The following is a 24,568-nucleotide window of genomic DNA, read 5'->3' on the forward strand; positions in this document are numbered from 1 at the left end:
CAATAACGTAGGCTTGCTCACGTGCCTCGCCCCCGCAAGTTCCTCGAGAGCGATGTCGTGAGCAGCGCCAGCGAGGTGTTCGCCGTGCACGGCCTCGCCGCCGCGACCCTCGACGACCTGGTGCGGGCGACCGGCCTGGGCAAGCAGAGCCTGTACAACGCGTTCGGCGGTAAGCGGGAGCTGTTCCTCCGGGCGCTCTCCGAAGACCGGGAGGAGGCGACGCGCGCCGTCTCGGAAGCACTCGGGCACGAGGGCGCCTCGCCGCTGGAACGAATCCGGGGTCACATGCTCCGCATGGCGATCGAGTTCAGCAGTGGTGATCGACGCGTCTCGCTCACCACACGCGCGCTTGTCGAGTCGACCGGCGAGGACGACGCGCTCTCGACGGTCACCAAGGCGGGCATCGAACAGCTCGCCGGGGTCTACGCGCAGTGCCTGGAACACGCGCGGGAGAACGGGGATCTCCCGGAGGACGCGAATGTGCAGTCGCTGGCGGTCTACTTCGTCGCCGTCACCCGGGGGATGGAGTTGCTCGGCCGCGCCGGTGTCGGCCGTGGCGTTCTCACAGCTGTCGCACTCGACGCGCTTCGCGCGCTCCACGGCCGGCGGTAGTCATCGAGGCCCCTCGGCGACCGGGTGGTAGCGGCGCTGCCGTTCCTCCTCGGCGTGCTCCGGCGTGCCGACCTTGTCGTAGAGGCCGGTGGCGAGCAGGACCAGCCCGAACAGCAGCGACACGATGACAGTCGACATGGAGAAGTTCAGGAAGTTCGCCGGCGTCTGCAGCACCGACATCATCAGGACGCCGGTGACCAGGAAGACCACGCCGGCGGTGAGGTTCATGTAGTGGCCGAGGTTGCCGCGGCGGGAGGCGCCGACCAGCAGGACCGCGCCGAATACCACCGAGACCAGCGAGAAGGCCAGGTTGGTACGCAGCCCGAGCGCCCAGTCGCTGTCCCGGCCGAACAGTCCCTCGCCCCAGGTCTGGAAGACGCCGAAGACGCCGAAGACCAGGATGTAGAGGCCGATGAGCCCGGACAGCACCCGGTAGAGCGGCCGCGCGGGGTGGTTCACCGGGAAGTGCGCCATGATGCCCTCCAGCCCTGTGACTGATTCGGGGCAATTGTCGCCCGGGTCGTCCGCTCACGTCCGGAAAACCCCGAAGGCCCGGCGCGCTGTGCGCCGGGCCTTCGGGGGTACGAGACGGGATCAGAGCACCAGGCGGGCCTTCTGCCAGGCCTCGTGCTCCTCGTCGGAGCCGACCTTGCCGTACATGCCCACCATCAGGAGCACCAGCGACAGGGTCAGGACCACGACGTCGGTCATGATCGAGAAGTTGAAGATGTTGGCGTCGGTCTGCAGGAACGCCAGCGCGGCCAGGCCGATCACCATGAGCGTGTAGGCCAGCCACTGGTTGATCGCCACGTCGAGGTTGCGGCCGATCGCGGTGCCGGCCAGGATCACGACGCCCACCAGCACCGACAGCAGCGAGAACGCCATGTTGGTGCCCTGGCCGAGGACCTTGGTGTCGTCCTGGGCGAGGAAGTCGTTGCCGGCGCTGGCGATGATGCCGAGGCCGCCGAAGACGACGAAGTACAGACCAACGAGCCCGCCGATCGCCCGGTAGATCGGCCGCGCGGGGTGGTTGACGGGGGTGTGGGCCATCTCTGCGTCTCCAAAAGACCGAACGGACGAGGGTTCCACCGGTGATTGTCCCGTACGCCGGTCAGTGACGCCGCACACCCCCCACCCCGGCGGCAGGTCAGCCGCCCGGCAGCTCCTCGGCCAGGGCCAGCCAGGTCTCCTCGGTGCGATCCCGCTCCGCCCGCACCTCCTTGAGCTGGGCGTCCAGCTCGGCGACCCGGGCGTAGTCGGTGGCGTTCGCGGCGAGCTGCTCGTGCAGGCCCGCCTCCTTCTGTTCGAGCTTGGCGATCTGCCGTTCCAGCCGGTTCAGTTCCTTCTTCGCGACGCGTACCTCGGCCGCTGACATGCCCTCGCGCGCCGGCGCCGCCGTGGCCGGGGTGAGGTCGGCGGGCGCCGGGCCGCCGGCCGCGGCGGCGCGCGCCAGGTACTCGTCGACGCCGCCGGGCAGGTGCACCAGCCGGCCGTCACCGAACATGCCGTACGCGACGTCGGTGACCCGCTCGATCAGGTAGCGGTCGTGGCTGGCCACCACGATCGTGCCGGGCCACGAGTCGAGCAGGTCCTCCAGCGCGGCGAGCGTGTCGGTGTCCAGGTCGTTCGTGGGCTCGTCGAGCAGCAGCACGTTGGGTTCCCCGGCGAGCAGCCGCAGCATCTGCAGGCGGCGGCGCTCACCGCCGGACAGGTCGCTGACCGGGGTCCAGAGCCGCTTGTCGTCGAAGCCGAAGATCTCGGCGAGCTGGGCGGCGCTGATCTCCCGGTCGCCGAACTGCACGCGCCGGGCCACCTCCTCGACGGCTTCCAGCACGCGCAGGTGGCCGGGGAGTTCGGCGAGTTCCTGGGAGAGGAAGGCGGGCCGGACGGTCTGCCCGGCGGCGAAGCGCCCGCCGTCGGGGTTCGTCACACCGGCGAGCATCCGCAGCAGTGTGGTCTTGCCGGCGCCGTTGCGGCCGAGGACGGCGACCCGGTCACCGGGCCCGACCTGCCAGGTGGTGTCGTGCAGGATCTCCTTCGGGCCGGCGTGCAGCCGGACGTGTTCGAGGTCGTACACCTGCTTGCCGAGCCGGGCGGTGGCGAGCCGTTGCAGCGACATGGTGTCGCGGGGTTCCGGCACGTCGGCGATGAGCGCGTTCGCCGCGTCGATGCGGAACTTGGGCTTGGAGGTGCGCGCCGGGGCGCCGCGGCGCAGCCAGGCGATCTCCTTGCGGAGCAGGTTCTGCCGGCGGGCCTCGGTGGCGGCGGCCACGCGTTGCCGCTCGACGCGGGCGAGCGTCCACGCGGCGAAGCCGCCCTCGTACGCCCGGACGGTCTGGTCGGCGACCTCCCAGGTGGTGGTGCAGACGGCGTCGAGGAACCAGCGGTCGTGGGTGACCACGACGAGCGCGCCCTTGCGGGTGACCAGGTGCCGGGCCAGCCAGTCGACGCCGCCCACGTCGAGGTGGTTGGTGGGCTCGTCGAGGACGAGCAGGTCGGCGTCGCGGACCAGCAGCGCGGCGAGCGCCACGCGGCGGCGTTCCCCGCCGGACATCGGGCCGACCGGCGTGTCCAGGCCGAGGTGGGGCATGCCGAGGCCGTCGAGGATGGCGCGGACGCCCGCGTCGCCGGCCCACTCGTGCTCGGCGCCCATGCTCTCGCCGAGCCAGGCGGTGCCGAGCACCACGTCCCGCACGGTGAGTTCGGGGGCCAGGTCCAGGCGCTGCGGCAGCCAGGCGACGCGCAGGTCACGGCGGTGGGTGACGCGGCCGTCGTCGGGTTCCTCGGTGCGGGTGAGCAGCCGCAGCAGCGTCGACTTGCCGGCGCCGTTGAGGCCGACCACACCGACCCGGTCGGCGTCGTCGAGGCCGAGCGAGACGTCGGTGAGCAGCGGCCCCGCGGCGCCGTACCCCTTGGACACCCGGTCCAGGTTGACGATGTTGGCCACTGACCCACCCCTCACGACTCAGGCGTCCCGGGGGCCCGGGACGCCTGGGTCAAGGGTACGGGGCGTCAGACCACGCGGGCGCCGGCGACCGGGCCGTGCGCGACACGGGCCTCCCGGCACACCCCGGCGGCGGTGATCTCGGCGGCGATCCGGACCGCGTCGGACTCGCCGGTGGCGAGGAAGACGCAGGTGGGGCCGGAGCCGGAGACGATGCCGGCCAGCGCGCCCGCCGCCTCGCCGGCCTTGAGTGTCTCGGCCAGCGCCGGGCGCATGGTCAGCGCGGCGTCCTGGAGGTCGTTGCCGAGCGTGGCGGCGAGCACCCTCGGGTCGCGCTGGCGCAGCGCGGCGAGCAGCGCGTCGGTGCTGCCCAGCGGCGTGCCGGCGGCGCCGGTGTCGCGCAGCCGGTCCAGTTCCCGGTAGGCGGCCGGGGTGGACAGGCCGCCGTCGGCGATCGCCACCACCCAGTGCCAGGAGGTGGGGCGGGCCAGCACCGGGCTGACCGCCTCGCCCCGGCCGGTGCCGAGCGCGGTGCCGCCGTGGATCAGGAACGGGACGTCGGAGCCGAGGTCGGCGGCGATGCCGGCGAGTTCGTCACGGGACAGCCCGGTGCCCCAGAGCGTGTCGCAGGCGACCAGCGCGGCGGCGGCGTCGGCGCTGCCACCGGCCAGCCCGCCCGCGAGCGGGATCTGCTTGCGCAGGTGCAGCCGGGCGTGCGGGGCGACGCCCGCGTAGCCGGCCAGCGCGTGCGCGGCGCGCAGCGCCAGGTTGGTGTCGTCCAGGGCCAGCTCGCCGGCGCCCTCGCCCTCCATGGTGAGGGTGAGCGTGTCGCCGCGGCGGGCGGTCAGCTCGTCGTAGATGGAGATCGCGTGGTAGACGGTGTTCAGCTCGTGGTAGCCGTCACGCCGCAGCGGCCCGACCCCGAGATGCAGGTTGACCTTGGCGGGCACCCGCACCTTGACCGGGCCGCTGGACCCGCGCCGCTGCCCGTCCTCGTCCTCCGGTCGCCATGCCTCGGTCACCGGGCGGACCCCACCGGACGTGGGCGGATGTCGAGCGGCTTCGGCACTGTCAGCTCCTCGGCGAGGGGTCGGGCAACGGCGCCAGCCTACTGCTCGCCGCCGGGGGCGTCCGGGGCCGACGCGGCGATGGCGGCGAACTGCTCGACGGTAAGCGATTCGCCCCGCGCACCGGGGTCCACGCCGGCGGCGGTGAGCGCGGCGGCGGCCCGGTCGGCGCCGCCCGCCCAGCCGGCCAGGGCGGCCCGCAGCGTCTTGCGGCGCTGCGCGAACGCGGCGTCGACGACGGCGAAGACCGCCCGCCGGGGTACGTCCGGCCGGGGCGGTTCACGCCTGGTGAACGCCACCAGGCCGGAGTCGACGTTCGGCACCGGCCAGAACACGTTCGGCGGGACCTTGCCGGCGGCGCGGGAGCGGGCGTACCAGGCGAGTTTGACCGACGGGATGCCGTACACCTTGGAGCCGGGACCGGCGACGAGCCGGTCGGCTACCTCCTTCTGCACCATCACCAGGCCGTGGCGCAGCGTGGGCAGCTCGGCGAGCAGGTGCAGCACGACCGGCACGGCGACGTTGTAGGGCAGGTTCGCCACCAGCGCTGTCGGCGCCGGGCCGGCCAGGTCGGCGGCGGTGACCCGCAGCGCGTCGGCCGGGTGGACGGTGAGGCGCTCGGCGGCCGTACCGGCGAAGCGCGCGGCGGTCTCCGGCAGCGCGGCGGCCAGCGCCGGGTCGAGTTCGACCGCGTGCACGTGCGCGGCGACCGGGAGCAGGGCGAGCGTGAGCGAGCCGAGCCCGGGGCCGACCTCCAGCGCCACGTCGTCGGGGGTCAGCCCGGCGGTGGTGACGATCCGGCGCACCGTGTTCGGGTCGTGCACGAAGTTCTGGCCGAGCTTCTTGGTCGGCGTGACGCCGAGGCGCGCGGCGAGTTCCCGGATCTCCGCCGGGCCGAGGAGACCGGTCACGCCCCGTAGCGTAAGCGCCCCCGCCCGCGGGGAAGGAAGGGCCCCTTCTTAACGCCTCGCGATATGGAGGGGCCCCTTCTTAACGCCACGGGCCGAACGCGCGCTCACCGTTCGTGGAGAGGGCGGCGCAGAGGGCCTCCACGTCGGTGCCGGTGGTCTCGGCGAGGAAGCGGACGGTCAGCGGGATCAGGTACGACGCGTTGGGCCGCCCCCGGTACGGCATCGGGGTGAGGTAGGGCGCGTCGGTCTCCACGAGCATCTGCGCCGGCGGGGTGACGGCTGCGGCCTCGCGCAGCGCGGCGGCGCTGCCGAACGTGACGGTGCCGGCGAAGCTGAGCAGGAAGCCGCGCCGGACGCACTCGCGGGCGAAGTCGGCGTCGCCGGAGAAGCAGTGCATGACCACCGCCTCCGGGGCGCCCTCGTCGTCGACGATGCGCAGCACGTCGGCGTGCGCGTCCCGGTCGTGGATGACGAGCGCCTTGCCGTGCCGCTTGGCGATGGCGATGTGCGCCCGGAAGCTCTCCTCCTGCGCGGCTCGCCCCTCCTCGCCGGTACGGAAGAAGTCCATCCCGGTCTCGCCGACGCCCCGGACCCGGTCCCGGCCGGCGAGCGTCTCGATCTGGCGCAGCGCCTCGTCCAGGTCGGCCAACCGGGGCGCCTCGTTCGGGTGCAGCGCCACGGTGGCGAGCACCGCCGCGTACCGGTCGGCGACGTCGGCGCTCCACCGGGACGAGTCGACGTCCACCCCGACCTGGACGAGCCGGTCCACGCCGGCCCGGGTGGCGGCCTCGATCGCGGCGGCCAGCGGGTCGTCGCCGGAGCCGCCGGGCGGCGTGCCGAACTCGCCGACGGTGATGTCGAGGTGGGTGTGGCTGTCCGGCACGGGTACGGGCAGCGGCTCGGGGACGGGCGGGAACTCCCCCGCCCGGCGGGCGGCGCGCTGCTTGCGGGTCTCGGTCTGCTCGCTCATCGCGGCCAGCATCACACACCGGCCCGGGGCGGCGTTCCCGGACCGCCACCGGCCGTTCACGTCGCCCACATGTGGCGGGCTTAGCGTCCTGGAGTGACCGTCACCGACCAGGCCGGCGGGCCCGCCTCCGACCGGGCCGGGTTGCGCGTGACGTACGCCGGGCGCGCGCACCCGGCCGAGGAGATCGCCCGGGGCGCGGCGTACGAGTTGTTCAGCGCCGACGAGGCGCCCGGGTTCGAGTGGTGTCCCCGGCCCGGCAACGGCTATCCGTGGCGCCGGTTCGTGCACGCGACAGAGGTCGACGCGGTGCACGGGGGCCCCGGGACGGCCGACGAGACGGACGCGCCGCTGCTGATGCCTGTGCACCGGGACCGGGGGTGGGAGTACGTACACCAGCTCAGCCAGCAGCCGGGCGCGGCGGCCGACCCGACGCTCGCGGCGGTGCGCGCCTCGGCGGTGATCCGGCCCGGTACCCGGATGGTGAAGGTGCTCTCCGCCCGGCAGCTCGCCGGATACGTGCGGGGCTGGCTGCCGCACGGCTTCTGCTACCGGGAGCACGACGTGGCGCACCTGCGGACGCCGGCCGGGATGGCGGTGCTGCGCGGCGACTCCGAGGGCGGCGACGTGGCGTACGCGCTGCGCTGGCGGGCCGCCGACCCGGCCGACTACGACGTGCCGGTGGGTGAGGCGCACCGGGGGCTCATGGCGTTGCCGCCCCGGGACCGGCTCGGGCCGCCGGTGCTCGGCACCGGGTTCGTGCCGAGTAACGGGCAGCTCGTGCCGGAGTTCGTCACCCGGGAGTTCGCCGACCTGCCGATGCCGGCGAACGCCACGCTGCTCGCCTACCCGGCCGAGGGGGTGGAGGTGGTGCTCTACACCTACCAGGCGGAGCAGCGGGGCTGGCTGCGCCTGGCCGGCCCGCAGTGGCGGCACCTGCTCGCGGCGGTGCCCGGTCTGGCCGCCGACCAGGAGTACGTGCCGACCGGCGAGGCGCCGCGCTCGACCCGGCTCGTCGGCACGTACGCGGGTTCGGAGTACGAGGCGGTCGCGGACCAGCCGGGCGGGTTCCGGGTGCTGGCGATGACCCGTGCGGCCCGGTACCCGGTGGACGCGGCGGCCCGCCGGGTGCGCACGGCGGCCTGGCGCGGAGCGCAGTGCCTGGTGCTGCGGGAGGAGGGCGGCTGGCTGCGGTTGCGGCTGCGCCGCCCGGATCCGGACGCGGTGGCCGCGACCGGCGCGCAGTGTCTGGAACGCGGCGTGTACGAGGTCTGGGCGCCCGGCGGCGAGCTGACCGACGACCGGGTGGTGGACCTGCCCTATCCGGCCCGGCACGCATAGACGGGTGCGGGTCGGGAAGGCGTGGGCATCCGAGAAACCCGCGCGAGGGGGAATCCCGACATGCCTTTCGTCACCGTCGGTACGGAGAACTCCGCACCCGTCGACCTGTACTACGAGGATCACGGTTCCGGCCAGCCGATCGTGCTGATCCACGGTTTCCCGTTCAACGGGGCGACCTGGGAGAAGGTGAGCGGCAACCTGCTGAACGCCGGATACCGGGTGATCACGTACGACAGGCGTGGATTCGGCAACTCCGCCCAGCCGGCCATGGGCTACGACTACGACACGTTCGCGGCCGACCTGGACGTGCTGATGACGGAGCTGGACCTGCGCAACGCGATCCTGGTCGGACACTCCATGGGCACCGGTGAGGTGACCCGCTACCTGGGGGCGTACGGGTCGGACCGGGTGGACCGGGCGGTGCTGATCTCGCCGTTGGCGCCGTACCTGCTGAAGACCGCCGACGATCCGCAGGGCGTGGAGCAGAGCGTGTTCGACGGCTTCCAGCAGGCCATCCTGGCGGACCGGTTCGCCTACCTGACCGCGTTCTGCGACGCGTTCTTCGATTCCGGCGGGAAGCGGGACCGGGCGGTCAGCAACGAGGCGTACCACGCCCACTGGCAGATCGGCACGCAGGCGTCGGCGAAGGGCACCCACGACTCGGTGGACGCCTGGCTCACCGACTTCCGCCCCGACCTGCCGAACATCGACGTGCCGGTGCTGATCATCCAGGGCACCAAGGACGCGGTGCTGCCGTTCGCCGCGACCGGCCAGCGGCTGGTGGACATGCTGCCCGACGCCCGGCTGGTCACGCTGCCAGACGCGCCGCACGGCCTCCCGTGGACGCACGCCGGCGAGGTCAACGAGGCGGTGCTGGAGTTCATCGGCAAGCCGCGCATGGCCCACGCCTGACCGGCGAGACGGCAGCGGCCCGGGGAACACCCGGGCCGCTGCCGCGCGTGTGCTCAGCCGGCCAGGCGGGCCAGCTCCTCCTCGACGATCGACGGGTCGAGCTTGCGGAACACCGGCTTCGGCGCCGCGAGCGGCCGGCCCACCTCCAGGGGTACGGACTCCCAGCGCGCCCCGACCGTGTAGTCGCCGGTCAGCACCGGGTACGACGGCCCGCCGTCGAGGTCGTCGACCTCCTCGATCACCGGCATCGGGGCGTGCGTGCCGGTGCCGCCGAGCAGCTCGTGGATCTTCTGCGCGGAGTGCGGCAGGAACGGGGTGAGCAGCGTGTTGGCGTCGCTGACCACCTGGAGCGCGACGTGCAGGATGGTGCCCATCCGGGGCTTGTCGTCCTCGCCCTTGAGCTTCCAGGGCGCCTGCTCGGAGAGGTACTTGTTGGCCTCGGCGACGACCTTCATGGCCTCGCCGATTGCCTGCTTCTGCCGGTGCCGCGCGATCAGGTCGCCGACGGTGGCGAAGCCCGCCTTCACGGTGTCCAGCAGCGCCTGGTCGGCCTCGGTGAGCCCGGCCGGGTCGACCGGCGGGATCGCGCCGAAGTTCTTCGCCGCCATCGACACCGACCGGTTGACCAGGTTGCCCCAGCCGGCGACCAGCTCGTCGTTGTTGCGGCGCAGGAACTCGGCCCAGGTGAAGTCGGTGTCGTTGCTCTCCGGCCCGGCCACCGCGATGAAGTAGCGCAGGGCATCGGCGTCGTAGCGCTCCAGGAAGTCCCGTACGTAGATGACCACCTTGCGGGAGGAGGAGAACTTCCGGCCCTCCATGGTCAGGTATTCGCTGGAGACGACCTCGGTGGGCAGGTTGAGCCGGCCCAGCTCGCCCGGCTCGCCGTCGCGGGCGCCCTCGCCGGAGTAGCCGCCGAGCAGCGCCGGCCAGATCACCGAGTGGAAGACGATGTTGTCCTTGCCCATGAAGTAGTAGGAAAGGGCGTCCTTCCCCTCCGCGTCGGCGGACCACCACTTGCGCCACGCCTCCGGGTCACCGGTGCGGCGGGCCCACTCGATGGAGGCGGACAGGTAGCCGATGACCGCGTCGAACCACACGTAGATCCGCTTGTCCGGGCGGTCGCGCCAGTCGTCGAGCGGGATCGGCACACCCCACTCCAGGTCGCGGGTGATGGCTCGCGGCTGGAGGTCGTCGAGCAGGTTGCGGGAGAACCGCAGCACGTTCGGGCGCCAGCCGTCGCGGGTGTCCAGCCACTGCCGCAGCGCGTCGGCCAGCGCGGGCAGGTCGAGGAAGAAGTGCTCGGTCTCGACGAACTCCGGCGTCTCCCCGTTGATCTTCGACTTGGGGTCGATCAGGTCGATCGGGTCGAGCTGGTTGCCGCAGTTGTCGCACTGGTCGCCGCGCGCGCTGTCGTAGCCGCAGATCGGGCAGGTGCCCTCGATGTAGCGGTCGGGCAGCGTCCGGCCGGTGGAGGGGGAGATCGCCCCGGTGGTGACCTTCGGGACGATGTAGCCGTTGCGGTGCAGGCCGGTGAACAGCTCCTGCACCACCGCGTAGTGGTTGCGCGTGGTGGTGCGGGTGAACAGGTCGTACGACAGGCCCAGCGCCCGCAGGTCCTCGGCGATCACCCGGTTGTAGCGGTCGGCCAGCTCGCGCGGGGTGAGCCCCTCCGCGTCGGCCTGCACCTGGATCGGGGTGCCGTGTTCGTCGGTGCCGGAGACCATGAGCACGTCGTGACCGGCCATCCGCATGTACCGGGCGAAGACGTCGGAGGGAACGCCGAATCCGGATACGTGGCCGATGTGGCGCGGGCCGTTGGCGTAGGGCCAGGCGACCGCGGCGAGAACGTGACTCATGAGCAGCAAGCCTAGTGATTGACGTGGGTGCGCCGCGAACCAATGGGGTGCGCGCTCCGACCGTACGTCCGATTTGTCGCCGACACGCGGCGTGAGCTGCCCGACAAGCCCGACGTACCGGTGTGAAATGAACATCGTGACCAGCAGACCAGCGGCGCCCGAGCCGTCCGCCGCCGCCCCCCGGCGTGCGGCACGGCCCGCGCCGCCCGGCGGACCCGTCGCCCCGCAGCCACGGCTCGACCCGGCGGACCCGCCGGTGGAGGTGGAGCCGACCACCGGAGCGCCGGTGGACGCGGTGCCGAACCGCGTGCCGGTACGCCAGCCGCGCTGGCAGCGCGCGTCCGCGCCGTCCGGCGGCTGGGCGCCGATCGAGGAGGTGCACTGGGACGGCACGCCGCTGCGCGACGAGCCGCGCCCGCATCCCGCCCGGCACCCGGCGCGACGGGAGCGCGCCCGCCCGGTCGCGCCGCCGAGCCCGCCCGCCGGCCTGGCCGTACTGCTGACGCTGAGCCTGCTCGCCGCGTTCTTCGCCTGGGTGAGCGCCGGGCCGTTCTGGCTGGCGGTGGGTCACTCGACAGGCGGCACCGTGATGATCACGCAGTGCGCGGGCGGCGGGCTCACCCAGCGCTGCCGGGGCATCTTCTCCGCCGACGGCGACCGGTTCCAGGCCCATGGGGTACGGGTCAGCGGCGTACCGGCCGGACGCACCGGCACCGGCAGTTCGCTGCGCGCGCGGATGACCGGGCCGGGCGGGTCCACCGCCTACGCGGACACCGGCGCCGGACGGCACCTGCGCTGGCTGCTGGGGCTGGCCCTGGTGGCCGGCTGCGCCGCCGGCATCGCCAGGTGGACCGGGGCAGCCCGGCTCGCCGACGAACGGCAGCGGCGCTGGGCGGTCGGCCTGGCGCTGGCCGGGCCGGCGTTGATCACGGTCGGGTTCCTGGCCGCCGCCTGGTGAGATGAGGTGTTAGAAGGGGGCCCTTCCTCTACCGCAGGCGTTAACAGGGGGCCCTTCCTTTCACTGGTGCACGACCGCGTACACCTCGCGCCGCCGCAGCCCGTACGCGGTGGCGACCTCGGTGATCGCGTCCCGGCGGGACAGCCCGCCCGCCTCGCGTTCGGCCACCGCCGCGCGCAGCGTCTCGTCGTCCGGCCGGACCGCCGGCGTGGCCGGGGCGCCCGCCACGACGAGCGTGATCTCGCCGCGCGGGTCGCCCTCGGCGGCCCACTCGGCCAGCTCGCCGAGCGGCCGGCGGACCACCTCCTCGTACGTCTTGGTCAGCTCGCGGCACAGCGCGGCGGGCCGGTCCGGGCCGAACGCCTCGGCCAGGTCGGCGAGCGCGCCGGAGATGCGGTGCGGCGCCTCGAAGAACACGAGCGTGCGGTCCTCGGCGGCGAGCGCGCGCACCCGGGAACGGCGGGTGCCGGGGGTACGCGGCAGGAAGCCCTCGAAGCAGAACCTGTCGCAGGGCAGCCCGGAGAGCGCCAGCGCGGTGGTGACGGCGCTCGGCCCGGGCGCGGCGGTGACCGGCACGCCGGCGTCCAGCGCGGCCCGGACCAGGCGGTAGCCGGGATCGGAGACGCTCGGCATGCCGCCGTCGGTGACCAGCGCGACCGTGTAGCCGGCGGCGAGCACCTCGGCCAGCTCGGGCGTACGCCGCTCCTCGTTGCCCTCGAAGTACGAGACGATCCGGCCGGGCACCGTCACGTCCAGGTCGCGGGCCAGCCGGGTGAGCCGCCGGGTGTCCTCGGCGGCGACCACGTCGGCGGCGGCCAGCACCTCGCGGAACCGGGCGGACGCGTCGGCCGGGTTGCCGAGCGGCGCGCCGAGCAACACGAGCCGTCCTACCTCGGACATTTCCCCCACGACGTGCGCTCCCTCATCGATGGTCGTACCAATTTCGGAGACGATGGACGCCACCGGGCACCCTCGCAGCCTACGATCGCCGGGTGACGAGTGCGTCGACAGCACAGAGCGCGAACCCGGACCCTTCCACCACCGACCGGGACGACGGCGCCGGGGGCGGGATCCCCGCCGCCGTGCGGCGCCGGCTCGCCACCGTCGACGACCGCATCGGCCGGGGTCAGGCGTGGCTGGCGACAGGCGTGGTGGTGGCCATCGCGGCGATCCTGCGCTTCGTGGGGCTCGGTTTCCCGCCCGGCAAGATCTTCGACGAGACCTACTACGCCAAGGACGCGTACGGGCTGATCGACCGCGGCTTCGAGTGGAACTACAAGGACAACGGCCCCTCGTACGTGGTTCATCCGCCGCTGGGCAAGTGGATGATCGGCATCGGCGAGTGGGCCTTCGGCTACCAGGACGCCGACAGTGGCGTCTCGGTGCCGGGCCACCTGATCACCACCTCGCCGGAGTTCGGCTGGCGCTTCGGCGCGGCGGTGGCCGGCACGCTGTCGGTGCTGCTGCTGGTCCGCATCGGGCGGCGGATGTTCCGCTCCACGGTGCTCGGCTGCGCGGCCGGCCTGCTGCTCGCCCTCGACGGCTACCACCTGGTGCTGTCCCGCACGGCCATCCTCGACATCTTCCTGCTGCTGTTCGTGCTCGCCGCGTTCGGCGCGCTGGTGCTCGACCGGGACGCCCGGCGGCGGCGCTGGGCCCGGGCGCTGGAGGCCGGGCTCGACCCGACACAGCCGGGCCGGGCCGGACGGCCGTCGTCGGGCTGGCGGGACTGGCCGTGGTGGCGGCTGGCGGCCGGTGTGCTGCTCGGCTGCGCCTGCTCGGTGAAGTGGAGCGCGGTCTACTTCGTCCCGGCGTTCGCGTTGCTGGTGCTGCTCTGGGAGGTCGGTGTCCGCCGCTCGTCCGGGGTACGCCGGCCGTGGCGCGACGCCGTGCTCGACGAACTGCCGTGGCTGCTCGCCGCCGGCGTGCTGATGCTGGTGACCTACGTGGCGACCTGGTCGGGCTGGCTGCTCGGCCAGGACGGCTACTACCGCCTGGCGGAGCGCTACCCGAACAACCCGGAGCTGAGCGACACCCCGTTCGTCGGGGCGCTGATCAACCTGTGGGAGTACCACAAGGCCGCGTACGGCTTCCACACCCAGCTCGACGACCCGCACAAGTACCAGTCCTGGCCGTGGCAGTGGCTGCTGCTCGGCCGCCCGGTGGCGTTCCACTGGTCCGGGGACGGCAGTTGCGGCGCGCCGAGCTGCGCCTCGGAGGTGCTGCTGCTGGGCACGCCGTTGCTGTGGTGGTCGTTCCTGCCGGCGCTGGCCGCGACCGCCTGGCTCGGCCTGGCCCGGCGGGACTGGCGTGCGGGCGCGATCCTGCTCAGCGTCGCCGCCGGCCTGCTGCCCTGGTTCTGGTTCGCCCTCGACGGGCGGACGATGTTCTCCTTCTACGCCGCCCCGGCCGTGCCGTTCCTGGTGCTCGCCGTGGTCTACGTGCTCGGCGCGATCGCCACCCCGGCGCCGGTCACCGGCACGGCCGCGCCACCGGATCCGCAGCAGGCGCACGACCGGCGGCTGGTGGGCGGGATCATCGCGGGCGCGTACGTGTTGCTCGTGGCGCTCTGTTTCGCCTACTTCTACCCGATCTTCGTGGGCCGGGTGCTGCCGTACGCGGACTGGTCGGCCCGGATGTGGCTGGACGGCCGCTGGATCTGACGCGGGGCGGCGGGCGCACAGAAAAGCGCGCCCCGATCGCCTGCCACGGGGGAAGCGGGCGATTGGGGCGCGCAAGACAGAGCTTAGCCACACTCCGGCGACGGCACAACGGGTGCGGGGCGGTCAGATTTCCGACGAGTGCACCACCGGCCGAAAGGGTTACATGGTGCAGCTGACGGTGGGTCCCCGCGAGCGGGCGTGACGGTCCGCCGGGGGCCGGGAAGCGGCCCCGCCGGGCACCTCCGACCCGAATGATCCTCCAAAGTGGATCTCACTACACTTCGCCCGGTGATCAACAAGAGACGATCGACGGCTGTCCTCATCGGACTGCTGGCGGCGGCCGCGCTGATCGGGCCGAGCCCCGCCGGGGCCGACGACGAGACCACCGAACCCGTCGCCGAACCACCGAAGGTCGAGCTGGTCCTGGACGTCAGCGGGTCGATGCGGGCCCGCGACATCGACGGGCGCAGCCGGATCTCCGTCGCGCAGCAGGCGTTCAACGAGGTGGTCGACGCCCTGCCGGACGAGACACAGCTCGGCATCCGGGTGCTCGGCGCCACCTACCGCGGCAAGGACAAGAAGCAGGGCTGCCTGGACACCCAGCAGATCGTGCCGGTCGGCCCGGTGGACCGTACCCAGGCCAAGGCAGCGGTCGCCGGCTTGCGTCCGACCGGTTTCACACCAGTCGGACTGGCGCTGCGCTCAGCCGCGCAGGACCTGGGCACCGGCAGCACCGCCCGCCGGATCGTGCTGATCACCGACGGCGAGGACACCTGCGCCCCGCCGGACCCGTGCGAGGTGGCCCGCGAACTGGCCGCCCAGGGCACCCGGCTGGTGGTCGACACGCTCGGCCTGGCGCCGGACGAGAAGGTACGCAAGCAGTTGCTCTGCATCGCCGGCGCGACCGGGGGCACCTACACGGCCGCGCAGAGCGCCGACGAGCTGACCGGCCGGATCAAGCAGCTCGTCGACCGGGCCCGGGACACGTACACCGCCGCCCCGGCGGTGGTGGGTGGCGGCACGGCCTGCGAGGGTGCCCCGCTGCTCGCGCCCGGCGTCTACAGCGACCGGGAGGCGTTCTCCGAGCACCGCTGGTACCGGGTGCCGGTGCGTCAGGGGCAGGAGCTGCGCGCCTCGGTGAGCGTCGCGCTGGACCGGCCGGTCAACCCGGACTACGGCGTGCTGCTCCGCGCCACCGCGCCGGACGGGCGGGAACTCGTCAGGGGTGTCGACGCCGGCAGCGGCCGTACCGACGTGGTCTCCGCCGGGCTGCGCTGGTCGGCCGCCGAGGAGGAGGACGGCCCGAGCGCCGAACCGACGCCCGGCGCGGAGCAGGCCGTACGGACCGTCTGCCTGGTGGTCAGCAACTCGTTCGCGGCCAAGCCCGGCACCCAGGCCCGGCCCGGCATGCCGGTGGAGCTGACCATCGACGTGGTGGCCGCCTCCCCCGCGCCGGACGGGCCGGACCTCGGCCGCGGCTGGGTGCTGCTGCTCCTGCTCACGCTGGCCGGACTGCTCACCGGGCTGGTCGCCGGGCTGCTCACCCGCTGGTGGGTGCACACGTGGAGGACGAACTGAGTATGCGTACGCTGATCCGCGCCGCGGCGGCCACGACCGCCGCCGGCCTCGCCCTCACCCCGGCGGCGGCCCTGGCCGCGCCCAGCCCGTCACCGGGCGCGACCACTGTGACGAAGGCCGGCACCTCGTTCCTCACCGCCACGACCGTCACCGCCGGCCAGCCGGTGCGGGTGGGCGCGTCGACCGGCGACCACCTGTACTGGTCGTTCCGCGCCGACGCCGGGCAGGTGCACGAGATCACCGCCACCGTCACGTTCCCGAAGCCGCGTAGCGGCGGTTCCACCTGGACCGTGGACGTCTTCGACGGGCTGCGCCGCCGGCAGGCGTGCACCGCGGGCGCGCAGACCCCCACCGCCGGCGCGTCGGCGACGAGTGTCGCGCTGGGCTGCACGCTGCGCCGGGTACGGCCGTGGGCCGAACCCTGGTCGGGCGACCCGCTGCCCGGCACCTACTACGTCCGGCTCTCCGTCACCGAGCTGCCCGAACCCGACCTCGGTCTGCCGATCGAGGTGGAGATGCTCGTCGGCGCGACCGACGAGGGCGGCGCGTCGGGCGACGACGGCGAGCTGGCCGCGCCGCTGGTGCCGAACACCAGGGCCGGCACGGTGCTGGCCGCCGAACCGACGCCCGAGGCGGTGGCCGACGACGAGGACCTCGACCTGACCGGCTGGCTCCCGGACGCGGGATCGCGCTGGGTGTGGACGAGCGTGGGCGGCGTCCTCGCCGCCGTGGCCGGCGTGGTCGGCTTCGGCCTCACCCGGCGGCCCCGCCGCCCGTGAGGACCGCGACCCCTCAGGACCGCGACCCCTGAGACCGCGGCCGGTGGCCGCCGCGAACCCGACGCGGCGGCCACCGGCCGCGCTCACGCCTCAGCGGTACGCGGGCCGCGCGGCACCCAGCCGATGAACCGGTGCTGGAGCGCGGTGACCGGAACGGAGCGCAGATCCTGCGTCGCCGCGGCCAGGCAGGATCCGAGATAGACGCTCAGCGACGCCCGGTCCACCTGGTACTCGCGCAGCAGGTGGTGACGTTTCGTGGCGCAGGGCCAGTCGTCACCGCACGAGCCGCAGGTCCAGCCGGGGGTCACCGGCACGTGCTCGCCGTCGGCACTCCCCGAAGTCTCCGCGCCAGGCGTCATCGGCCGCTCCTTCCGAGTCAGGAATGGTGGTGATGGACCGCTTACCTCCCCGCAACGTTCCTTCAGCGCCGAGGCACGCCCAAGCGTTACGGTACGTTCACCGCGTGTCCCCGTCATCCACCTCCCGTGCGTGATCTGCTTCCGGCCGAGGTCGCCGTGGCGGTGGCCGGCCCCGCCGACTGGTCCGGTGACCTGCTCCCGGCCGAACTTGCCACGCTGGGCGAGCGTGTGGTGCCGGGCCGCCGCCGCGACTTCACCGCCGGGCGGGTCTGCGCCCGGCGGGCGCTCGCCGCGCTCGGCCTGACCGCCACGCCGGTGCCCGCCGGCGCCGACCGGGCCCCGGTCTGGCCGTCCGGCGTCGTCGGCGCGATCACCCACACCCGCGACTACTGCGCGGCCGCCGTCGCCCGGGCCGCCGACGTGCGCGCCGTCGGCATCGACGCGGAACGGCACCGGCCCCTGCCCCCGGGGGTACGCCGGAAGGTGTGCCGCCCCGACGAGGAGGTGGAGCTGGCCCGGCTGCCGGCCGGCACGCCCTGGCCGACGGTGGTCTTCAGCGCGAAGGAGACCGTCTACAAGGTCTGGCACCCGCTCGTCGGGACGTGGCTGGGCTTCGCCGACGCACGGGTCGTCCTCGATCCGGCGACCGGCACGTTCCACGCCGAGATCGCGCCGGCCCGGCTCGCCGCCGCACCGGTGCCCGATCCGCCGTCAGCGGTGACCGGCCGGTTCACCGTGGACGACGACCTGGTCTGTACCGCGGCCGTCCTGCCACATCGATGACGCCCTGTCGGCCGGTTTGCGTCCGGCCTATACCGTCGACCCGACTGGACACCCCGAAGGCGCCCCAAGGAGCACGGTGAGCCACCCTGAGCCTCCGTCCGGGTCACCGGACCCGAACCAGCAGCCGCCGGAACCGCCGACGCAGGCGTTCCCTCCCGCCCCGATGCCGCCGGCGCCGGCGCCGGACAGCCCGTACGCGCCGCCGCCCGCTCCGGCCTATCCCCCGCCGCCCTCGGACGCGCCGCAGCCGCCCATGTCGGGTCCCCCGCAGCCGCCCGTCTCCGGGGCGCCCCATCCGCCGCAGCCGGGTCCGGGCGCGCAGTACCCGCCCGCGCCCGCCCCCGGCGAGGCGTACCCACCGGCACCGCCGACATCGGGCGCGCCCTACCCGCCGCCGGGCGGGGCGTACCAGCCGCCGGGGTTCGAGTACCAGCCCTCGGGCGGCGAGTACCAGGCTCCGGGTGGGGCGTACCAGCAGCCGGGCGGGTATCCGCCCCCGGGCGGTTACCCGCCGCCGGGCGGCGGGGCGTATCCGCCGCCCGGGCAGCCGTTCGGGCCGCCGGCGAAGAAGTCGAACAGGAACGTCTGGATCACGGTCGGCGTCATCGCGGTGATCCTCGTGCTGCTGTGCTGCGGCGGCGGCCTCTTCGCCATCTACAGTGGGGCGAAGGACGACCGGGAGGCCGCCGCCCCGCCGCCCACGCCAGACATCACCTACGGACAGCCGACGGCAAGCCCTCCGACCGGTGGCACCCCGACGGACGCTCCCACCGGCACGCCGCAACCGGGCACCACCGGCGGCTTCGCGTCCAACATGCCGGCCGGCGCCAGGCTGACCGTCAACGACGCCGAGGGCAGCATCGCGATCACCGTCGGCAACTTCCGGACCCGGGACGCCGCGTGCAGCGAGGTCATGCCCGGCCCGAAGAACGGCATGTTCCTGATCGCCGACGTGACCGCCGAGATCACCAAGGGCACCGGCTCGATCAACCCGTTCTACTTCACCTGGGTCGCCGCGGACGGCACCGAGGAGAACGGCGTCGCCGGCGCCTTCTCCGGCTGCGGCAAGCTGATGCCCGCGGGCGTCAACCTGCCCGCTGGTTCCAAGCGCAGCGGGCAGCTCATCTTCGACGTGAAGGACCGCGACGGCGTCGTCGAGTACAAGCACCGCTTCCGTACCGCCGGGTCCTGGAAGCCCTGACCCGGGGCGGAACCCCCCACGAGGGCCGGTCCACAGCGGACCGGCCCTCGTGCCCGTTCGGGCGGCGACAGTAGCCGTTCGGGCATTTCCATGTGCGCATGACGGCTCGCGGTCGCCAGGCTCGGTGCATGGCGAACGAGACGACGATCCCGCTGTTGCCCTGCCGCTCCCTGGACGACGTGGCGCCCTTCTACCAGGCCCTCGGCTTCGAGGTGACGTACCGGCAGGAGCGCCCGAACCCGTACCTGACACTGCGCCGGGAGGATCTCCACCTGCACTTCTTCGGGATGGCCGGATTCGATCCGGCCGACTCGTACGGTTCCTGCCTGGTGGTGGTGGACGACCTGGTCGCCATCCACGGCGCCTTCGCCGACGGCCTGCGCGCCGCGTACGGCAAGATGCTCGTCGCAGGCGTACCCCGGATGACCCGGCCCCGGCCCCGCCGCAACCAGGAGGGGCATTCCGGGTTCAGCATCGTCGACCCGGGCGGCAACTGGATCCGGTTCGTCGGCCGGACCACCCAGGCGGAGACCGGCGATCGGGGCGGGCTCGCCCGCACGCTGGGCAACGCCGTGGTGCAGGGCGACTCGCGCGGGAACCCCGGGCAGGCCGCGCGGATCCTCGACGGCGCGCTCGCCCGCCCGGACGCCGCCGACGACCCGGCCGTCCACGTGGAGGCGCTTGTCTACCGCGCCGAGCTGGCGCTGCAACTCGGGGAGCCGGAGGCCGCCCGGGAACTGGTAGGGAAGGCCCGGTCGGTCCCGCTGGACGACGAGTCGCGTGCCCGGCTGGCCGGCACGCTGCGGCACGCCGAGGACCTGCTCACGGCCCTGCCGCACGGGTAGCCGCCGGGCCGGGTCGACGACCGGCGAGCCGGGCGGTGTCGGGGGTGGTTCCTATCCTGGGGCGATGGTTCTCACCGATGCCGCCGGCTCCTGGGCCGGCACCAACGGCTTCCGGCTGATGCCCGCCGACCCGCTCGCCGAGTCGCCGGCCACCGTCTCCGTCGCGACCGCCGCCGGTGGTCACCTGACCACTGTGGCGTACTCGTGGGCCCACCCCGACGACGGGCCGCAGGACGGCCTGCTGGTGATCGCGGCCGGCGACCGGCCGGGCGCGCTCGTCGCCTGGTGGGGCGACTCCTGGCACCAGCAGCCGTCCCCGATGACGCTCACCGGCACGGCGGCCGGGGCGCCTGCTGTCGAGTTGACCGCCGGGTACGCCGACGGCTGGGAGTGGCGAATCGTCCTCCACTCCGCCGACCCGGCCACGCTGCGGCTGCGGATGGAGAACGTGGTCCCCGCCGACCAGGCCGGGCCCGGCACACCGGCCGGGCCCTACCCGGTGATGGTCACCGAGGCACGCCGGGCCTGAGCCCGGTCAGGCGTCGAGGATCTCCCGCAGCCGGCGTGCGAACGCCTCCGGCTGCCCGGCGTGGCCCATCCCCTCGCCGAGGAACCCGCCGTGGTGGCTCGGGAAGACGGCGGGCTGCCCGCCGAGCAGCTCGGCGGTGGCCACCGATGTCCGCGCGGTGATCGTCTCCGCCGACTCCTCGCCCACCGCGATCACCACTCGGGTCGGCGCGGCGCGCAGCGCGTCGGCGTCCGGCCGGAAGACGGTGACCGCCGCGGACCGGTCGGACAGCAGCGGGTCGTCCCGGCTGCCGTCGTCCTCGGCCGGCATCCCGAACGCGGCGGGGTCCGGCGCGGGCTGGGCGAAGTAGTCGTCTGTGAACTCGCCCCGCCACGACGTCATGACGATGAACGCCGCCATGCCGGCGCCCCAGCCGTTCCTCCGGTACGCCTCCTGGCAGGCGGCCATGGCCCGTCCGGCCGCCTCGGCGTCCGGGAGCAGGGCGACCAGCGGCGGCTCGTGCGCCACGAGCGTGGCCACCACGTTCGGGTACGCGGCCACCAGGGCGAGCGCCGTCACCGCGCCGCCGCTGCTGGCGAACATGTCGACCGGGCCCGCGCCGAGGGCGTCGACGATGTCGCGGACGTCCCGGGCCTGCACCTCGGGCAGCGAGTCGGTCCGGCCGTCCTTGCGGACGCTGCGGCCGAGCCCGCGCGGGTCGTACGTGATGACCGTGCGGTCCGGGAAGTACGACGCGAGCGTGGTGAAGCCGTCGGCGCACATCGGCTGGCCGATCATGAAAAGGGGACGGTGCCCGGCCTCGGCCGCGGTCGGAGCGTGGACGTCGTAGACCAGGTCGACCTCGGGCGTCTGGAGAGTGAGCGTCTTCATGCCTCTGTCGACCGGCGCCGGCCCCGGAAGTCATCGGTCCGGCGGAAACGCGTTGCCGGCGCGGCTCGCGGCGGTGTCGACGCCCACCGCCGCGAGCCGTGCCGTCGCGGTCAGCTCACCGTGCCGGTGACGGTGCTGCCGGACTTGGTGACGTAGTAGGTCAGCTTCGTGCCGCTCCAGAAGTGGAAGGTCAGCGTGACCCGCCGGCCGTCGTTCACCTCGGCGAAGAACTCCGGCTTCAGCACGATCGTGTTGCCTGTGTAGTCCGGCGCGAAGGTGACGTCGAACTCCTTGTACGAGGTCCAGTTCTGCGGCCCGGCGTTGCTGCCGTCGGCGTACTTGGCCTCCATGGTGGCCAGCTGGTCGCCGCGGAACTGTGCCGGGAGCGTGAACGCGGCTGTCGTGCCGGTCGCGTTCGACAGCACCGGCGGGTCGTACGTGATGATGCTGATCCGCCACGGCACGCCCGCGGAGAACCGGGCCTGGAGGTTGGCGTTCACCCCGTACGCGCGGGAGCCGACCAGCCGGGTCAGCGCCGACGCGGTGAGCGTCAGGGTGGTGCCGGAGACCGTGTAGTCGGTGCCGTTGACGAGGTCGGTGGTGCCCTGGCGCAGCCCCTGGAACGTGGTGCCGTTCAGGTTGAGCGTCAGGCTCTTGGCGGTGATCGAGCCGGTACGCGGCACGTACACCTGGTCGCTGGACGCGGTGCCGGAGCGGGTGGTCCAGCTCGACTTGATCTGGGCGAACAGCTCGGGGTCCTTCCACACGAAGGACGTCCGGTCGAAGTGCTGGCCGTTGTCCCAGAGCTGGGTGGTCAGCTTGCGGCTGCGCGCGTAGTGGCCGAGGAACTCGAAGAACTTCAGCTTCTCGCCCTGCTCGATGGTGCCGGTGTGCCGGTCGAAGCCGAGCAGCCCGTACTCACCGATGATCACCGGGATGTTGCGGCTGACGAAGGCGTTGTAGACGCGGTCGAACTGGTCGGTCAGGTCCTGCTGGACGGTGGCGTCGAACCGGGTGCCACCGGCGATGTTCACGCTGAACGGCCAGTACCCGTAGAAGTGCACGGTGGCGATCAGGTTCGGGTCGTTGAGCGTGTTGAACGTGCTGACCAGCTCGTCCACCCGGGCCTGCTCGGCCGAGGTGTGCAGGGTCGGCAGGACGAGCAGCCGGGTGGCGTTGCCGCCGCCGGACTGGCGCACGATGCGGTGGAACGAGGTGTTCAGCTCGTTCAGCAGCGTGGCGTTCTGCGCGTCGCCGGAGCTGCCGGTGAACTGCGGCTCGTTGACGCTCTCGAAGGTCAGCTTCGGCGAGGAGTCCTTGAACGCGGCGGCGATCTGCGTCCAGAGCGCGTTGTAGCGGTTCAGCACGTTCGTGCGGTCGGTGGGCATCGTGTTGATCCACTGCCACGAGTCGTGGTGGATGTTCAGCACCACGTAGAAGCCGTCGGCGAGCGCCCAGCCGACCACCTCGCGTACCCGGCTCAGCCAGGCCGCGTCGATCGTGTAGTTCGGCGCGGCGCCGTGGTGGTTGCTCCAGGTCACCGGGATGCGGATGCTGTTGAAGCCCTGCGCCCGGACGTTGTCGAGCAGCGCCTCGGTGACCCGCGGGTTGCCCCAGGCGGTCTCGTCCGCGCCGACCGCGTCGAAGGAGTTGCCGAGGTTCCAGCCGGGCTGCATGGCGGCGACAGCGGCCATGGCGTTGCCGGCCGGCGGCGGGGTCGTGGGCGGTGGCGTGGTGGGCGGCGGGGTGGTCGGGGGCGGCGTGGTCGGCGGTGGCGTGGTGGTCGGCGGCGGGGTGGTCCCGCCGACGCCGCCGGTGCATGCCACACCGTTGAGCGAGAACGCGGTGGGCGCGGTGTTCGCGCCGGACCAGGAGCCGTTGAAGCCGAACGAGACGGTGCCGTTCGTGGCGATGGAGCCGTTGTAGCCGACGTTCGTGGCGGTGACGTCGGCGCCGGAGGAGGTGACGGTGGCGCTCCACGCCTGGGTGACCCGCTGGCCGGACGGGAACGTCCAGCGCAGGTTCCAGCCGTTTATCGGGTCACCGAGGTTTGTCACGTCGACGTTCGCGGTGAAGCCGCCGGGCCACTGGCTCGCGGTCGTGTAGGTGACGCGGCAGCCGGCCGCCGCCTGGGCGTTCGTCGCCATCACGGCGGTGCCGGTCACCAGCGTGGCGGCGGTCGCCGCGACGAGGCCGACCCGCAATCGGGCGGTACGGGGAGAGCGGAACATGGTGGTTCCTTCGCGGTGGGGTGGGCGCGTGGACGGAGCGGGCGGGGCGCGACCCCGCCCAGCGCGAGAGTAAGTTTGGATTCCAAACATTGTCAATTGGCAGGAGTGAATGCATTGGCGGTTCGGACGGCCGGCGGCGTCTCGACGGTGAGGTGCGCCGACAGCCCGTGCAGGAAGTCCGGCGCGTCGAAGATCCGGCCGGCCGAGGCGACGCCGGTCGCCCGGGTCCGCCCGGTCAGGATCCGGTGGACCGCCTCGACCGCCAGCGGCGCGCTGATCGCGTAGATGTCCCGCCCGTGGGCCACCACCCGCCGCCGGACGTCGCCCGCACGCACCACCACGTCGACGGTGAACGTCTGCGCCGACCGGCCGCGCTCGTCCACCGCCGCCGGGGCATCCCCGGCAGCCAGGTCCAGTGCCGCGTTCACGGTCATGTACGTGCAGACCTCCGGAATGTCCAGGTGACTCGGCACCGTCACCACGTCGGCCATGGTGAACTCGCCGAGCACCGGCCGCACACCGAGCGGCGCCGGGAACTCCCAGTCCAGGCGGGGCAGGTCGCCGTCGGCGTACACCAGGCGCCCCTCGGTGAAACGGACCCGCCGGCCGTCGCGGCGCTCGCGCGAGACGACGCCGGAGGCGACGGTCCCGGCCGTCGGGTGCCAGCTGCTCAGCGCGTACGCGACGTGCGCCTCGTCGGCCGCCGCCCAGTCCCCCATCGCGGTGGTGACCAGCAGGTCACCGAGCCCGCCGAAGAACGCCATCGCGGGCACCACAGCGACTCCGGCGGCCCCGGCGCGCTCGGCGTGGTGCGCGAACGTGTCCCGGTTCGCCTCGATCTCGGCCGCCACGTCGACGTAGGGGATCCCGGCCCGCAACGCGGCCTCGATCAACGGGCCGGCGGTCGAGGCGAACGGCCCGGCGCAGTTGACCACGGCCGCCGCCCCGGCCAGCGCCCGGTCCAGCGAGGCCGGGTCGTCCACCGACGCCACCCGGTGCTCCGCCTCCGGGAACGCTGCCGACAGCCTCCCGGCGTCGCGTCCCACCGGCAGCGGCTCGTAGCCCCGCCGTCGCAGCTCCGCCATCACGAACCGCCCGGTGTGCCCGTACGCCCCGAACACCGCCACCCGCATGATGCTCTCCCTCGAAGATCGACTGGGAT

General features: G+C 73.4%; 23 protein-coding genes. 11 read left to right on the top strand and 12 right to left on the bottom strand.

Annotated elements, in window-relative coordinates:
• The first annotated feature begins 57 nt into the window (after window positions 1–57).
• A complete protein-coding gene (locus AB0C17_RS15515) occupies window positions 58–612 on the top strand; it encodes a TetR/AcrR family transcriptional regulator (protein ID WP_357381405.1) in 555 nt (184 codons plus the stop codon).
• Here AB0C17_RS15515 and AB0C17_RS15520 read toward each other — a convergent pair whose 3' ends face one another.
• From AB0C17_RS15520 to AB0C17_RS15545, 6 genes are all read right to left on the bottom strand, one after another.
• Window positions 613–1,086 carry a DUF4383 domain-containing protein gene (locus tag AB0C17_RS15520; RefSeq protein WP_357478986.1) on the bottom strand — a complete coding sequence of 158 codons (474 nt, stop codon included), beginning with the start codon at window positions 1,084–1,086 and terminating at the stop codon, window positions 613–615.
• 120 nt (window positions 1,087–1,206) lie between these two features.
• Complete coding sequence (locus tag AB0C17_RS15525; RefSeq protein ID WP_357478989.1) at window positions 1,207–1,662, bottom strand: DUF4383 domain-containing protein; 456 nt, start codon at window positions 1,660–1,662, stop codon at window positions 1,207–1,209.
• Window positions 1,663–1,759: 97 nt separating this feature from the next.
• Entirely contained in the window at window positions 1,760–3,559 is a 1,800-nt protein-coding gene (locus tag AB0C17_RS15530; RefSeq protein WP_357473076.1) for an ABC-F family ATP-binding cassette domain-containing protein, read from the bottom strand.
• Window positions 3,560–3,624: 65 nt separating this feature from the next.
• Window positions 3,625–4,578 (bottom strand): 4-(cytidine 5'-diphospho)-2-C-methyl-D-erythritol kinase, encoded by a 954-nt coding sequence (locus AB0C17_RS15535; RefSeq protein ID WP_357381399.1) that lies wholly within the window; start codon window positions 4,576–4,578, stop codon window positions 3,625–3,627.
• Between the two features lie 86 nt (window positions 4,579–4,664).
• Complete coding sequence (gene rsmA / locus AB0C17_RS15540; RefSeq protein ID WP_357478992.1) at window positions 4,665–5,534, bottom strand: 16S rRNA (adenine(1518)-N(6)/adenine(1519)-N(6))-dimethyltransferase RsmA; 870 nt, start codon at window positions 5,532–5,534, stop codon at window positions 4,665–4,667.
• Window positions 5,535–5,613: 79 nt separating this feature from the next.
• Complete coding sequence (locus AB0C17_RS15545; protein WP_357381395.1) at window positions 5,614–6,516, bottom strand: TatD family hydrolase; 903 nt, start codon at window positions 6,514–6,516, stop codon at window positions 5,614–5,616.
• Between the two features lie 81 nt (window positions 6,517–6,597).
• Between AB0C17_RS15545 and AB0C17_RS15550 the strand changes: the two genes are divergently transcribed.
• Window positions 6,598–7,842, top strand: a complete 1,245-nt coding sequence (locus AB0C17_RS15550; RefSeq protein WP_357381393.1) for a hypothetical protein — start codon at window positions 6,598–6,600, stop codon at window positions 7,840–7,842.
• A 60-nt stretch (window positions 7,843–7,902) separates the two neighbouring features.
• A complete protein-coding gene (locus tag AB0C17_RS15555) occupies window positions 7,903–8,754 on the top strand; it encodes an alpha/beta hydrolase (protein WP_357473091.1) in 852 nt (283 codons plus the stop codon).
• Window positions 8,755–8,807: 53 nt separating this feature from the next.
• Here AB0C17_RS15555 and metG read toward each other — a convergent pair whose 3' ends face one another.
• Window positions 8,808–10,610, bottom strand: a complete 1,803-nt coding sequence (metG, locus tag AB0C17_RS15560) for a methionine--tRNA ligase (RefSeq protein WP_357478995.1) — start codon at window positions 10,608–10,610, stop codon at window positions 8,808–8,810.
• A gap of 127 nt (window positions 10,611–10,737) precedes the next feature.
• Here metG and AB0C17_RS15565 point away from each other — a divergent pair, with 127 nt between their 5' ends.
• A complete protein-coding gene (locus AB0C17_RS15565; protein ID WP_357381387.1) occupies window positions 10,738–11,568 on the top strand; it encodes a hypothetical protein in 831 nt (276 codons plus the stop codon).
• Between the two features lie 60 nt (window positions 11,569–11,628).
• Here AB0C17_RS15565 and rsmI read toward each other — a convergent pair whose 3' ends face one another.
• Window positions 11,629–12,477 (bottom strand): 16S rRNA (cytidine(1402)-2'-O)-methyltransferase, encoded by an 849-nt coding sequence (rsmI, locus tag AB0C17_RS15570; RefSeq protein WP_357478998.1) that lies wholly within the window; start codon window positions 12,475–12,477, stop codon window positions 11,629–11,631.
• 83 nt (window positions 12,478–12,560) lie between these two features.
• Here rsmI and AB0C17_RS15575 point away from each other — a divergent pair, with 83 nt between their 5' ends.
• The 3 genes from AB0C17_RS15575 to AB0C17_RS15585 all read left to right on the top strand — a co-directional run bounded on the left by AB0C17_RS15575 (window position 12,561) and on the right by AB0C17_RS15585 (window position 16,588).
• The gene (locus tag AB0C17_RS15575) at window positions 12,561–14,231 is read left to right on the top strand and encodes a phospholipid carrier-dependent glycosyltransferase (RefSeq protein WP_357479001.1); all 1,671 of its coding nucleotides are present in this window, start codon (window positions 12,561–12,563) and stop codon (window positions 14,229–14,231) included.
• A gap of 288 nt (window positions 14,232–14,519) precedes the next feature.
• Window positions 14,520–15,809, top strand: a complete 1,290-nt coding sequence (locus tag AB0C17_RS15580; protein ID WP_357381381.1) for a VWA domain-containing protein — start codon at window positions 14,520–14,522, stop codon at window positions 15,807–15,809.
• A 2-nt stretch (window positions 15,810–15,811) separates the two neighbouring features.
• Window positions 15,812–16,588, top strand: coding sequence for a peptidase (locus tag AB0C17_RS15585; RefSeq protein ID WP_357381790.1), 777 nt, complete (start codon window positions 15,812–15,814; stop codon window positions 16,586–16,588).
• A gap of 83 nt (window positions 16,589–16,671) precedes the next feature.
• Here AB0C17_RS15585 and AB0C17_RS15590 read toward each other — a convergent pair whose 3' ends face one another.
• Window positions 16,672–16,947: a hypothetical protein gene (locus AB0C17_RS15590; protein WP_357381379.1), complete on the bottom strand. Its 276-nt coding sequence runs from the start codon at window positions 16,945–16,947 to the stop codon at window positions 16,672–16,674.
• A gap of 126 nt (window positions 16,948–17,073) precedes the next feature.
• Between AB0C17_RS15590 and AB0C17_RS15595 the strand changes: the two genes are divergently transcribed.
• The 4 genes from AB0C17_RS15595 (at window position 17,074) to AB0C17_RS15610 (ending at window position 20,305) form a co-directional block, all read left to right on the top strand.
• Window positions 17,074–17,730, top strand: coding sequence for a 4'-phosphopantetheinyl transferase superfamily protein (locus AB0C17_RS15595; RefSeq protein WP_357479003.1), 657 nt, complete (start codon window positions 17,074–17,076; stop codon window positions 17,728–17,730).
• Between the two features lie 76 nt (window positions 17,731–17,806).
• A complete protein-coding gene (locus AB0C17_RS15600; RefSeq protein WP_357479006.1) occupies window positions 17,807–18,931 on the top strand; it encodes a hypothetical protein in 1,125 nt (374 codons plus the stop codon).
• Between the two features lie 128 nt (window positions 18,932–19,059).
• Window positions 19,060–19,776, top strand: coding sequence for a VOC family protein (locus tag AB0C17_RS15605; RefSeq protein WP_357479009.1), 717 nt, complete (start codon window positions 19,060–19,062; stop codon window positions 19,774–19,776).
• A gap of 64 nt (window positions 19,777–19,840) precedes the next feature.
• On the top strand, window positions 19,841–20,305 hold the full coding sequence (locus AB0C17_RS15610) for a hypothetical protein (RefSeq protein WP_357479012.1): 465 nt from the start codon (window positions 19,841–19,843) through the stop codon (window positions 20,303–20,305).
• Window positions 20,306–20,311: 6 nt separating this feature from the next.
• Here the strand turns inward: AB0C17_RS15610 and AB0C17_RS15615 are convergent, their stop codons facing one another.
• The 3 genes from AB0C17_RS15615 to AB0C17_RS15625 all read right to left on the bottom strand — a co-directional run bounded on the left by AB0C17_RS15615 (window position 20,312) and on the right by AB0C17_RS15625 (window position 24,539).
• Window positions 20,312–21,175 (bottom strand): alpha/beta hydrolase, encoded by an 864-nt coding sequence (locus tag AB0C17_RS15615; protein ID WP_357479015.1) that lies wholly within the window; start codon window positions 21,173–21,175, stop codon window positions 20,312–20,314.
• 110 nt (window positions 21,176–21,285) lie between these two features.
• Window positions 21,286–23,406, bottom strand: coding sequence for a cellulase family glycosylhydrolase (locus tag AB0C17_RS15620; protein ID WP_357473119.1), 2,121 nt, complete (start codon window positions 23,404–23,406; stop codon window positions 21,286–21,288).
• Window positions 23,407–23,498: 92 nt separating this feature from the next.
• Entirely contained in the window at window positions 23,499–24,539 is a 1,041-nt protein-coding gene (locus AB0C17_RS15625; RefSeq protein WP_357479018.1) for a saccharopine dehydrogenase NADP-binding domain-containing protein, read from the bottom strand.
• Window positions 24,540–24,568 lie beyond the last annotated feature (29 nt).

The organism is Micromonospora sp. NPDC048887 (assembly GCF_040649715.1).
In the GTDB taxonomy this organism is placed as follows: domain Bacteria; phylum Actinomycetota; class Actinomycetes; order Mycobacteriales; family Micromonosporaceae; genus Micromonospora.

Bases quoted from the DNA above. Each gene is read 5' to 3' on its own strand.
- AB0C17_RS15590 (WP_357381379.1), bottom strand. From the start codon at position 16,947: ATGACGCCTGGCGCGGAGACTTCGGGGAGTGCCGACGGCGAGCACGTG.
- AB0C17_RS15545 (WP_357381395.1), bottom strand. From the start codon at position 6,516: ATGCTGGCCGCGATGAGCGAGCAGACCGAGACCCGCAAGCAGCGCGCC.
- AB0C17_RS15605 (WP_357479009.1), top strand. From the start codon at position 19,060: ATGGCGAACGAGACGACGATCCCGCTGTTGCCCTGCCGCTCCCTGGAC.
- AB0C17_RS15610 (WP_357479012.1), top strand. From the start codon at position 19,841: ATGGTTCTCACCGATGCCGCCGGCTCCTGGGCCGGCACCAACGGCTTC.
- AB0C17_RS15555 (WP_357473091.1), top strand. From the start codon at position 7,903: ATGCCTTTCGTCACCGTCGGTACGGAGAACTCCGCACCCGTCGACCTG.
- AB0C17_RS15520 (WP_357478986.1), bottom strand. From the start codon at position 1,086: ATGGCGCACTTCCCGGTGAACCACCCCGCGCGGCCGCTCTACCGGGTG.
- AB0C17_RS15585 (WP_357381790.1), top strand. From the start codon at position 15,812: ATGCGTACGCTGATCCGCGCCGCGGCGGCCACGACCGCCGCCGGCCTC.
- AB0C17_RS15620 (WP_357473119.1), bottom strand. From the start codon at position 23,406: ATGTTCCGCTCTCCCCGTACCGCCCGATTGCGGGTCGGCCTCGTCGCG.
- AB0C17_RS15615 (WP_357479015.1), bottom strand. From the start codon at position 21,175: ATGAAGACGCTCACTCTCCAGACGCCCGAGGTCGACCTGGTCTACGAC.
- metG (WP_357478995.1), bottom strand. From the start codon at position 10,610: ATGAGTCACGTTCTCGCCGCGGTCGCCTGGCCCTACGCCAACGGCCCG.
- AB0C17_RS15565 (WP_357381387.1), top strand. From the start codon at position 10,738: ATGAACATCGTGACCAGCAGACCAGCGGCGCCCGAGCCGTCCGCCGCC.
- AB0C17_RS15525 (WP_357478989.1), bottom strand. From the start codon at position 1,662: ATGGCCCACACCCCCGTCAACCACCCCGCGCGGCCGATCTACCGGGCG.
- AB0C17_RS15625 (WP_357479018.1), bottom strand. From the start codon at position 24,539: ATGCGGGTGGCGGTGTTCGGGGCGTACGGGCACACCGGGCGGTTCGTG.